This is a genomic window from Methylobacterium sp. UNC378MF, assembly GCF_900103195.1.
Taxonomy (GTDB): domain Bacteria; phylum Pseudomonadota; class Alphaproteobacteria; order Rhizobiales; family Beijerinckiaceae; genus Methylobacterium.
In genome coordinates, this window is sequence record NZ_FMWU01000028.1 from 65,398 (window position 1) to 76,317 (window position 10,920).

Below are 10,920 nucleotides of genomic sequence, written 5' to 3' on the forward strand. Positions count from 1 at the left end.
CCCCCTCGTCATCGCACGCGCAGCGAAGGGGTCCAGGGCAGCGAAACGTCGGTGGGCGTGGCTGCGCTGGATTGTATCGCTCCGCTCGCAAAGACGCGGACGCTCTGGGGCTGTTGGCGGGACGGCGGGCTCACCCCGCCCAGACCCGCCGATACAGCGCCACGATCTCCTCGGCGCTGGGCTCCACCGGGTTGTTGGCGGGGGAGCCGGAGGCGAGCGCCTGGGCCGTCATGGTGGGGAGCAGCGCCTCCCAGCGGGCCGGGTCGATCCCGTATTCCTGGGGCCCCGGCACGTCGAGGTCGTCGTTGAGTGCCTCGAGTTCCGCCACCAGGGCCGAGACCGCGGACCGGTCGTCGGCGTCGGGGCCCGCGATCCTCATGGCGCGGGCGCAGGCGGCGTAGCGGTCGATGGCGGCGGGCGCCGAGAAGGCCGTGACCGCCGGCAGCAGCATCGCGTTCGACAGGCCGTGGGCCACGTGGAAATGCGCGCCGATCGGCCGGCTCATGCCGTGGACCAGTGCGACGGAGGCGTTCGAGAAGGCGATGCCGGCCTGGGTGGCGCCCAGCATCATCGCCTCGCGCGCCGCCCGGTCACCGGGATCGGTCCAGACCCGGCGCAGGTTCGGGGCGATCAGGCCCATCGCCTGGAGCGCCAGCCCGTCCGAGAACAGGTTCGACTTGCGCGATACATAGGCCTCGATCGCGTGGGTCAGCGCATCGATGCCGGTATCGGCGGTGAGCCGCTTGGGCTTGGTGAGCGTCAATTCGTAATCGACCAACGCCGCCACCGGCAGGTAGGCCAGCCCGATGCAGAGCATCTTCTCGTCCGAGGTCTCGTCGGTCACGATGGTGAAGCGGGTCGCCTCCGAACCGGTGCCGGCGGTGGTGGGAATCGCCACGATCGGCAGGCCCGGCTCGTCCTGCTGGCGCGGTGCCTTGTAGTCGCGCATGTGGCCGCCGTGGCGGGCGAGCACCGCCACGGCCTTCGCCGTGTCCATCGGGCTGCCGCCGCCGAAGCCGACCACGCAGTCGAAGTCGCCCGCCTGAAGGGCGGCGAGTGCCGCCTCCACGGAGGCCACCGTCGGGTCCGGCACGGTCTCGGAGAAGATCGTGGCCTTCGCGCCCGCCTTGGTGAGCCGCTCGAGCAGCGTGTCGGTGCGGCCGCTGCCGGCGAGATAGGGATCGGTGACCACGAAGGGCCGCGACAGGCCGAGCTGGCCGAGCACCTCCGGCAGCAACCGCGAGGCGCCGGCGCCGACGCGCATCAGCCGGGGCAGGGCGATCGAGGCGACCATGTCTTGCTTCTCCCACCCGGCGCCTCTTCTGGTGCGCCGGAACGGGCGATCTTAGGACGCGCGGCCGCGGGGCGAAACCGCCGCCGCTTACACCGTCGGCCCGGCGAACAGCGCCCCCGCGGCCTTCACCTCGGCGGCGATGAACCCCGCCACGGCGCGGATATGGGCCGCCTTCCGGTGGTCCTCGTGGATGTGCATGTGGAACGAGCGGGTCAGGGAGACCGCACCGGGCAGCACCGGCACGAGCCCCGGATGTGCCGCCGCGATGAAGGCCGGCAGGATGCACAGGCCGGCTCCGCCCAGCGTCGCATGGACCTGAGCCAGGAGATTGGTGGAGCGCAGGCGAGCCGAGACCGCGGGGCCGAGCGCCCCGAGATAGTTCAACTCACGGGTGAACAGCATATCCTCGATATAGCCGACGAAGGGATGGGCCGGCAGGTCGGCGAGGTCCGTGATCGGCGGTGCCGCCGCGAGATAGAATTCGGCCGCGTAGACGAGCAGCCGGTAATCGGTGAGCCGGCGCGCCACCACCCGCGCCTGCTGCGGGCCGGAGAGGCTGATCACGATGTCGGCCTCGCGCTTCGACAGGCTGAAGATCCGGGCGGTCGCCATGATCTCCACCTCCAGCTCTGGGTGGCGGGCGGTGAGCCGGTGCATCCGCGGCGCGAGGAAGACGCTGCCGAATCCGTCCGGCGCCCCGATCCGCACCGTGCCCGACACCACCTGAGCGGCCTCCGTGGCGGCGCTGGCCGAGAGGAACGCGCTCTCCATGGTTTCGGCGACGCCCAGCAGATTCGCACCGTCCTCGGTGAGCGCGTAGCCGAGGTTGCTGCGATGGAACAGACGGGCGCCGAGCCCTTCCTCCAGAGCACGGATCCGCCGGCCGACCGTCGTGTGCTCGGTGCCGGTGCGCGCGCCGGCGGCGCTCAGGGTCCCGGTCCGCGCCACGGCGAGGAAGAAGCGGAGATCGTCCCAGTTGGGCCCTGTCCTGGCCATGGTCGCACTCCCGCTGTGCATCGATGCACGACGGCTGTAAGCGCATCCGGCTTTATCGCTCAAGCGATCCTGTTAGGCTGCGCCAAAATCAAACGAGTCACGACAGGGAGGCGCGTATGCGCACGATCGGGCACTACATCGGCGGCCGGAATGTCGGCGGCGAGAGCGGGCGGTTCGCAGACGTGTTCCATCCCTCGACCGGCGAGGTCCAGGCCAAGGTCGCGCTGGCCAGCAAGGCCGAGCTGCGCGCCGCCGTCGAGAACGCCGCGGCGGCCCAGCCGGCCTGGGCGGCGACCAACCCACAGAAGCGCGCCCGGGTGATGATGCGCTTCCTGGAACTCATCCGCGGCGAGCACGACGCGCTGGCCGAGCTGCTCGCCTCCGAGCACGGCAAGACCGTGCCGGACGCCAAGGGCGACATCCAGCGCGGTGTCGAGGTGGTCGAGTTTGCCTGCGGGATCCCGCACCTGCTCAAGGGCGAGTACACGGAAGGCGCCGGCCCCGGCATCGACGTCTACTCCCTGCGCCAGCCGCTCGGCGTGGTCGCCGGCATCACGCCGTTCAACTTCCCGGCGATGATCCCGCTGTGGAAATGCGCTCCGGCCATTGCGTGCGGCAACGCCTTCATCCTCAAGCCGTCCGAGCGTGACCCGAGCGTGCCGATCCGCATCGCCGAGATCTTCCTGGAGGCCGGCCTGCCGCCGGGCATCCTCAACGTCGTCAACGGCGACAAGGAAGCCGTGGATGCCATCCTCGACGACGAGGACATCAAGGCGGTCGGCTTCGTCGGCTCCTCGCACATCGCCGAGTACATCTACGTGCGCGCCGCCGAGACGGGTAAGCGCGCCCAGTGCTTCGGCGGCGCCAAGAACCACATGATCATCATGCCCGACGCCGATATGGGCCAGGCGGTCGATGCGCTGATCGGCGCCGGCTACGGCTCGGCCGGCGAGCGCTGCATGGCGATCTCGGTGGCGGTGCCGGTGGGCGAGAAGACCGCCGACCGGCTGATGGAGCGGCTGATCCCGCGGGTCGAGTCGCTGAAGATCGGCCCGTCCCATGACGGCTCGGCCGATTACGGCCCGCTGGTCACCCGGGAGGCGGTGCAGAAGGTCGCGAGTTACATCGACAAGGGCGTCGCCGAGGGCGCGCAGCTCGCCGTCGACGGCCGCGGCTTCAAGCTCCAGGGTTACGAGAACGGCTTCTACATGGGCGGCTCGCTGTTCGACCGCGTGACGCCCGACATGACGATCTACAAGGAGGAGATCTTCGGACCGGTCCTCTCGGTGGTGCGGGCCAAGGATTACGAGGAGGCGCTGGCGCTGCCCTCGACCCACCAGTACGGCAACGGCGTCGCGATCTTCACCCAGGACGGCGACGCGGCGCGCGACTTCACCGCCCGAGTCAACGTCGGCATGGTCGGCGTGAACGTGCCGATCCCGGTTCCGATCGCCTACCACACCTTCGGCGGCTGGAAGCGCTCGGGCTTCGGCGACCTGAACCAGCACGGGCCGGACTCGATCCGGTTCTACACCAAGACCAAGACCGTGACGCAGCGCTGGCCGAGCGGCATCAAGAGCGGGGCGGAGTTCTCAATCCCGACGATGCGCTGAGCCGAAACCCTCCCCCCGACCGATCTTGGGCTTGCCCAAGATCGGCATTCTGGTTGTCCCAAGTCGGGCAAGCCCGACTTGGGATGGGGGAGGGTGCCCTGCGGATGCAGGGCGGGAGAGGGGCAGCGCGACGGCGCGGGGTTCGACGCGCGTCGCGACCTTTCCGGATGCGGCGCTCCCCTCTCCCGACCCCCTTCGGGGGCCACCCTCCCCCGCAGAGGGGGGATGGCGTACCCGTCTGACCTTTGGAGCCACGCCCATGAGTTTCGGGCTCGACGAGGAACGCACCGCGATCCGCGAGATGGCCCTCGGCTTCGCGGCCGAGCACATCGCGCCGCACGCCCTCGACTGGGACCGGGACAAGACCTTCCCGGTCGAGACCCTGCGGGCCGCCGCCGCGCTGGGCATGGCGGGCATTTATGTCCGCGAGGATGTCGGCGGATCCGGCCTGTCGCGCCTCGACGCCACCCTGATCTTCGAGGCGCTCAGCACCGGCTGCCCGACGGTGGCGGCGTTCCTGTCGATCCACAACATGTGCGCCTGGATGATCGACGCCTACGGCGACGACGACCAGCGCCGGCGCTGGCTGCCGTCACTCATGGGCATGGAGCGGATCGCCAGTTACTGCCTCACTGAGCCGGGCTCGGGCTCGGACGCGGCGGCCCTGCGCACCCGCGCCGAGCGCGACGGCGACCATTACGTGCTCACCGGCGAGAAGCAGTTCATCTCCGGCGCCGGCGCGAGCGACCTCTACGTCTGCATGGTCCGCACCGGCGAGGCCGGGCCCGCGGGCATCTCGGCGATCGTCGTCGAGAAGGGCACGCCCGGCCTCTCCTTCGGCGCCGACGAGCGCAAGATGGGCTGGAACGCCCAGCCGACCCGCGCGGTGCGCTTCGACGGCTGCCGCGTGCCGGTGGGCAACTGCCTCGGTGCGGAGGGCCAGGGCTTCCGCATCGCCATGAGCGGCCTCGACGGCGGCCGGCTCAACATCGCCGCGTGCTCGCTGGGCGGCGCGCAGGCGGCCCTCGACAAGGCGCTCGCCTATATGGGCGACCGGCGCGCCTTCGGGGCGAAGCTCACAGACTTCCAGGCGTTGCAATTCCGGCTCGCCGACATGGCGACCAGCCTGGAGGTCTCGCGCACCTTCCTGCGCCACGCGGCCGCCGCGCTCGACGCCAAGGACCCCGCCGCGACGCAGCTCTGCGCCATGGCCAAGCGCCACGTCACCGATGCGGCCTTCGACGTGGCCAACCAGGCGCTCCAGCTGCACGGCGGCTATGGCTACCTCGCCGAGTACGGCGTGGAGAAAATCGTCCGGGACCTGCGCGTGCACCAGATCCTCGAAGGGACGAACGAGATCATGCGGGTGATCATCGCCCGCGGGCTGACCGGGGGCCGCCGATGACCGACGTGATCGTCGAGCGGGCCGGGGCGCTGGGCCGTCTGCGGCTCAACCGGCCGAAGGCCCTGAACGCCCTGACCCACGGCATGGTCCTGGCGATCGACCAGGCCCTCGACCAGTTCTCCGCCGATCCCGGCATCGCCGCGGTGCTGCTCACCGGCGAGGGGGAGCGCGGCCTGTGTGCGGGCGGCGATCTGCGCGGCCTGTACGACAGCCAGGGCACTGCCTTCGCCGAAGCCTTCTGGCGTGACGAGTACCGGCTCGATGCCCGGATCGCCGATTATGAGAAGCCGTTCGTGGCGGTGATGGACGGCATCACCATGGGCGGCGGCGTCGGCCTCGCCGGCCATGCCGCCCACCGGATCGTCACCGAGCGCTCCCGCGTTGCCATGCCGGAGACCGGCATCGGTTACCTGCCGGATGTCGGCGGCACGTGGCTCCTGCCGCGGGCTCCGGGCGAGATCGGCACCTATCTCGGCCTGACCGGCGAGCCGGTCGGCGCCGCCGACGCGATGTTCTGCCGGCTCGCCGACGCCCATTTGCCGTCCGAGCGGCTGCCTGATCTGATCGACGCCCTCGTGGCGCTCGATCCGGATGCCGGGCATGACGGCGTCCGGGATGTGATCGCCCGCTTCGCGCAGGATCCGGGCCCACCGCCGCTGGCAGCGCACCGGGCCGTCATCGATCGGTGCTTCGCGTTCGACATGATGGACGAGATCCTGTCCGCCCTGGACGCGGACGGTTCGGACTTCGCGGCCGCGACCCGGAAAAACTTGCTGACCAAGGCGCCGTCGAGCCTCGTCCTGACGCTGTGCCTGCTGCGCCTCGGCCGCGGTGCGCCCAGCCTGGAGGCCTGCCTGGAGCGCGAGTACCACGCCTCGTTGGCGCTGCTGGACGAGGGCGATTTCCGCGAGGGCATCCGCGCCGCGGTGATCGACAAGGACAAGAGCCCGCGCTGGGATCCGCCGACCCTCGACGCGGTCGATCCCGCCCGGATCGCCCGCTGGCTGGAGGCGCGGGCGGAACCGGTTTTTCCGGAGTCGCGCACGGGTCCGATCTGACGGGGGCCGCCTGATCTCATCCACCGCCACATCCTGAGGTGCCCGCTTCAGCGGGCCTCGAAGGGGGGCTCCAGGCATCGTGCGGCCGGCTCAAGGGCTCCTTCGAGGCGGCTGCGCCGCACCTCAGGATGAGCATGCGGGTCGGCGCGACGGTCGATTGTCGGGACTCTGCGTCCCGCTCGGAACGAAGGGGAGGAATGGGATGGCACAGACCGTCGGGTTCATCGGTCTCGGCAACATGGGTGGGCCGATGGCGGCCAACCTCGTTCGGGCCGGGCATACCGTACGTGGGTTCGATCTGGTGCCGGCCTCGCTGGACACCGCCCGCGTCGCGGGGATCACGGTGGCGGGCTCGGCCCTCGAAGCGGCCGAAGGTGCCGATGTCGTGATCACCATGCTGCCCGCCGGGCGGCACGTGGTCGAGGTCTGGACGCAGCTCGCGGAGGCACTCCCCGCCGGCACCCTGCTGATCGATTCCTCAACCGTCGATGTCGAGAGCGCCCGCAAGGCCCATGGCCTCGCCGAGGCGCGGGGCTGCCTGTCGGTGGATGCGCCGGTCTCGGGGGGAACCGGCGGCGCGAGGGCCGGGACGCTGACCTTCATGGCCGGCGGTGCCACGGCGGCCTTCTCGCGCGCCGAGCCGCTCCTCAAGGCGATGGGTAAGAACGTGTTCCATTGCGGCGATGCCGGGGCCGGGCAGGCGGCCAAGATCTGCAACAACATGATCCTCGGCATCTCGATGATCGGCGTCAGCGAGGCCTTCGCGCTCGGCGAGAAGCTCGGCCTGTCGCATCAGGCGCTCTACGACGTGGCCTCGGTCTCCTCGGGCCAGTGCTGGTCGCTGACCACCTACTGCCCGGTGCCGGGCCCGGTGCCGACCTCGCCGGCCAATAACGGCTACAAGCCGGGCTTCGCCGCCGCGCTGATGCTCAAGGACCTCCGGCTCGCGCAGGCTGCGGCGCTCGCCTCCGGTGCCGCGACGCCGCTGGGCGCCGAGGCCGCGCAGATCTACGGCCTGTTCGAGGGCGCCGGCCACGGGGGAGAGGACTTTTCCGCGATCATCACTATGCTCCGCGGTCAGGGAGGCGAGTCGTGAGCGACACGTACGAGACGATCCTGACGGAGACGCGCGGGCGCGTCCTGCTGATCACCCTCAACCGGCCGAAGGCGCTGAACGCGATCAACGCACAGCTTACCCGCGAGGTGATCCGGGCGGCCACCGGGGCGGACGCGGATCCGAATATCGGCTGCATCGTGGTCACCGGTTCGGCCAAGGCCTTCGCGGCCGGCGCCGACATCAAGGAGATGCAGCACGCCACCTACGCGGAGATGTACGCGGGCGACCGGTTCGCCGACTGGGACCGGTTCGTCGGCGTGCGCAAGCCGATCATCGCCGCGGTGGCAGGCTACGCGCTCGGCGGCGGCTGCGAGCTCGCCATGATGTGCGACATCATCCTGGCGGCGGACACGGCGCAGTTCGGCCAGCCCGAGATCAAGCTCGGCGTGATGCCGGGGATCGGCGGCAGCCAGCGGCTGACCCGCTTCGTCGGCAAGGCCAAGGCCATGGAGATGTGCCTGACCGGCCGGATGATGGACGCCGCCGAGGCCGAGCGCGCGGGTCTGGTCTCCCGCGTGATCGCCGCCGACCAGCTCCTCGACGAGGCGCTGAAGGCCGCCGAGACGATCGCGTCCATGTCGCTCCCGATCGCCATGATGACCAAGGAGGCGGTCAACCGATCCTACGAGACCACGCTGACCGAGGGGATCCGGTTCGAGCGGCGGGTCTTCCACGCGATGTTCGCCACCAAGGACCAGAAGGAGGGCATGGCCGCCTTCGTCGAGAAGCGGCCGCCTCGGTTCGAGAACACCTGAACGCGACCCGCCCCGGCAACGGGACGGGCAGCCAAGAGCACGATAGGGAGGGGAACGACCATGCCGAGCTTCTGGGAGGCCCGCGACCTTCTGCTGGCCCATCGCACCGATTACGCCGCCGCCGTCTCGGCCTTCGCGTGGCCCGATCCGGTGCCGTTCAACTGGGCGCTCGATTGGTTCGACGCGGTGCTCGCCGGTCCCGAGAGCCGCGACCGGGCCGCCCTCCGGATCGTCGAGGCCGGCAGCGGCGCCGAGCAGAGCCTCACCTTCGGTCAACTCGCCCGGCGCTCCAACCAGGTGGGGAATCACCTGCGGCAGCTCGGCCTGAGGCGCGGTGACCACCTGCTCCTGCTGCTCGGCAACGTCCCGGCTCTGTGGGAGACCATGCTGGCGGCGATGAAGCTTGGCGCCGTGGTCATCCCGGCGACCACGCTGCTGACGGCAGACGAACTCGCCGACCGCCTCGCCCGCGGGCGCCCGCGGGCGATCGTGGCGGGGCCGGAGCAGATCGCGCGCTTCTCCGGGCTCGACACGGGCGGCGCCATCCGCCTCGTCACGGGCGCGGCGACGGAGGGCTGGGCCGCCTATGACGACGCGTTCGCGGCGTCGGACAGTTTCGCGCCGGACGGTCCGACCGGGGCCGACGACCCGATGCTCCTCTACTTCACCTCCGGCACCACGGCGAAGCCGAAGCTCGTGCGTCACAGCCACCGCTCCTACCCGGTGGGGGCGCTCTCGACCATGTACTGGCTCGGGCTCCAGCCGGGGGACGTGCATTGCAACGTCTCCTCGCCGGGCTGGGCCAAGCACGCGTGGTCGTCGTTCTTCGCACCCTGGAATGCCGGGGCGACGATCCTGGTGATCAACCAGGCGCCGTTCAACGCCGCCGCCCTGCTGGCGCAGCTGGAGCGGACCGGCGCCACTACGCTGTGCGCCCCGCCGACCGTGTGGCGGATGATCATCCAAGAGGATCTCACTGGCCGGGCGCTTGCCCTGCGCGAGGTCTGCGCGGCGGGCGAGCCCCTGAACCCCGAGGTAATCGAGCGCGTGAAGGGGGCGTGGGGCCTCACGATCCGCGACGGCTACGGCCAGACCGAGACCACGGCGCTCATGGCCAACACCCCGGGTCAGCCGGTGGTGCCGGGCGCCCTGGGCCGGCCTCTGCCGGGCTACCGGGTTCGCGTCCTCGATATCGACGGCCAAACGGCCTCCGAGGGCGAAGTCTGCCTCGAGCTCGGGGCGCACAGGCCCGCCGGCCTGATGCAGGGCTACGACGACGGCCAGGGCAATCTGTCGGGGGCCGACGGCGATCTCTACCACACCGGCGACGTCGCCTTCGTGGACGACCAGGGCTGCTACACCTTCGTGGGCCGCGCCGACGACGTGTTCAAGTCGTCGGGCTATCGCATCAGCCCGTTCGAGCTGGAGAGCGTGCTGATCGAGCACCCGGCCGTGGCCGAGGCGGCGGTCGTGCCGATTCCGGATGCGATGCGCCACACCATCCCGAAGGCCTACGTGTCCCTGGTGGCGGGCGCCTCGTCGGGACCGGAGACGGCACTCGACATCTTCCGCTTCACCAATGCCCGGCTCGCGACGTTCAAGCGCCTGCGGGGGCTCGAATTCGTCGCCGATCTGCCCAAGACGATCTCGGGCAAGATCCGCCGGGTGCAGCTGCGCCGCCTGGAGCACGAAGGCGTCACCGACGATCCGCATCGCGGCCGGGCCTACACGCAGGCGGACTTCCCCGAGCTGAAGGGCGAGGCGGAGCGCAAGCTCGACCAGACCGCGGGCTAGGAGGGCCGGTGCGCGCCGTCGCGCCACGGCGCGCGCAGCAGGGCGGCCAGAGCCGCTCCCGGGTCGCTCTCGGGTCCTTGAAGGAACCCTCAAGGTTTCCGGTTTCCGAAGCGGAAGCCGCCGATTTACAGGGGTTCTCAAGCCTCCCATCGACGCTGTCGCGCGTGACCGGGCCCGCACCGGCTGATCAATAAAATTGCGCGCATCCGCTTCAGCGCCGGGGAGGCTCTGCGGCGCAATCCTGTCCTCAACAAAGGGGACGGGTTCGATGGGCGCGGGGCTTCTCAGGACGGTTCGGGGGATGCTGGTCGGTGCGGCGACGCTGCTCGGCCTCGCCGCCACGGCTCAAGCGCAGACGCTGGCGAGCCTACCCACCGAGGCCGGCGCCAAGATCCTCAACGAGGCCAAGCCGATCGCCGCGTGGGTGACGTTCTGCCAGTCTTACGCGGCCGAGTGTGCGGTCGACCGGAGCGAGCCGGCCCGGATCAGCCTGACGCCGGCGACCTGGGCGACGATCGTGTCGGTGAACCGGCGGGTCAACAAGGCGGTCGAGCCGATGACCGACCAGGACCACCTGCACGTGGCCGATCGCTGGGACCTGGCCGAGGACGGCATCGGCGATTGCGAGGACTTCCAGCTGCTCAAGCGCCACCTGCTGGTCGAAGCCGGCCTGCCGCGGCGGGCGATGCGCATGACCGTGGTGATCGACGAGAAGGGCGAGGGCCACGCGGTGCTGACGCTCGTCACCGACCGGGGCGACCTGGTGCTGGACAACAAGACCAACGCGATCCTGCCCTGGCACAAGACCGGCTACGTGTTCATCAAGCGCGAGAGCCAGGACGCGGTCGCCTGGGTCTCGCTCGGCGGCGTCACCTCCCCGATCACCAC

Annotated in this window: 9 protein-coding genes; 7 read left to right on the forward strand and 2 right to left on the reverse strand. The window is 70.5% G+C overall.

The window, feature by feature from the left end; genetic code table 11:
* Positions 1–130: 130 nt before the first annotated feature.
* Entirely contained in the window at positions 131–1,294 is a 1,164-nt protein-coding gene (locus BLT59_RS24545; protein WP_091786950.1) for an iron-containing alcohol dehydrogenase, read from the reverse strand.
* Between the two features lie 87 nt (positions 1,295–1,381).
* Positions 1,382–2,290 (reverse strand): LysR family transcriptional regulator, encoded by a 909-nt coding sequence (locus tag BLT59_RS24550; RefSeq protein WP_244514133.1) that lies wholly within the window; start codon positions 2,288–2,290, stop codon positions 1,382–1,384.
* 116 nt (positions 2,291–2,406) lie between these two features.
* Between BLT59_RS24550 and BLT59_RS24555 the strand changes: the two genes are divergently transcribed.
* From BLT59_RS24555 to BLT59_RS24585, 7 genes are all read left to right on the forward strand, one after another.
* Positions 2,407–3,903 (forward strand): CoA-acylating methylmalonate-semialdehyde dehydrogenase, encoded by a 1,497-nt coding sequence (locus BLT59_RS24555; protein WP_091786956.1) that lies wholly within the window; start codon positions 2,407–2,409, stop codon positions 3,901–3,903.
* A 259-nt stretch (positions 3,904–4,162) separates the two neighbouring features.
* Entirely contained in the window at positions 4,163–5,308 is a 1,146-nt protein-coding gene (locus BLT59_RS24560) for an isobutyryl-CoA dehydrogenase (RefSeq protein WP_091786959.1), read from the forward strand.
* Positions 5,305–6,366 (forward strand): enoyl-CoA hydratase/isomerase family protein, encoded by a 1,062-nt coding sequence (locus BLT59_RS24565; protein ID WP_091786962.1) that lies wholly within the window; start codon positions 5,305–5,307, stop codon positions 6,364–6,366. Before BLT59_RS24560 ends, BLT59_RS24565 begins: the two co-directional genes overlap by 4 nt.
* A gap of 202 nt (positions 6,367–6,568) precedes the next feature.
* The gene (gene mmsB / locus BLT59_RS24570) at positions 6,569–7,462 is read left to right on the forward strand and encodes a 3-hydroxyisobutyrate dehydrogenase (protein WP_091786965.1); all 894 of its coding nucleotides are present in this window, start codon (positions 6,569–6,571) and stop codon (positions 7,460–7,462) included.
* Positions 7,459–8,238, forward strand: coding sequence for an enoyl-CoA hydratase (locus BLT59_RS24575; RefSeq protein ID WP_091786968.1), 780 nt, complete (start codon positions 7,459–7,461; stop codon positions 8,236–8,238). The genes mmsB and BLT59_RS24575 overlap by 4 nt, the downstream gene beginning before the upstream one ends.
* Before the next feature lie 60 nt (positions 8,239–8,298).
* On the forward strand, positions 8,299–10,032 hold the full coding sequence (locus tag BLT59_RS24580; RefSeq protein ID WP_091786971.1) for an AMP-binding protein: 1,734 nt from the start codon (positions 8,299–8,301) through the stop codon (positions 10,030–10,032).
* Positions 10,033–10,333: 301 nt separating this feature from the next.
* On the forward strand, positions 10,334–10,920 hold a 587-nt coding region (locus BLT59_RS24585), incomplete at its 3' end, for a transglutaminase-like cysteine peptidase (protein ID WP_175544121.1).

Excerpts from the sequence above, each read along its gene's own strand:
- BLT59_RS24545 (WP_091786950.1), bottom strand. The coding sequence starts at position 1,294 with ATGGTCGCCTCGATCGCCCTGCCCCGGCTGATGCGCGTCGGCGCCGGC.
- BLT59_RS24550 (WP_244514133.1), bottom strand. The coding sequence starts at position 2,290 with ATGGCCAGGACAGGGCCCAACTGGGACGATCTCCGCTTCTTCCTCGCC.
- BLT59_RS24555 (WP_091786956.1), top strand. The coding sequence starts at position 2,407 with ATGCGCACGATCGGGCACTACATCGGCGGCCGGAATGTCGGCGGCGAG.
- BLT59_RS24560 (WP_091786959.1), top strand. The coding sequence starts at position 4,163 with ATGAGTTTCGGGCTCGACGAGGAACGCACCGCGATCCGCGAGATGGCC.
- BLT59_RS24565 (WP_091786962.1), top strand. The coding sequence starts at position 5,305 with ATGACCGACGTGATCGTCGAGCGGGCCGGGGCGCTGGGCCGTCTGCGG.
- mmsB (WP_091786965.1), top strand. The coding sequence starts at position 6,569 with ATGGCACAGACCGTCGGGTTCATCGGTCTCGGCAACATGGGTGGGCCG.
- BLT59_RS24580 (WP_091786971.1), top strand. The coding sequence starts at position 8,299 with ATGCCGAGCTTCTGGGAGGCCCGCGACCTTCTGCTGGCCCATCGCACC.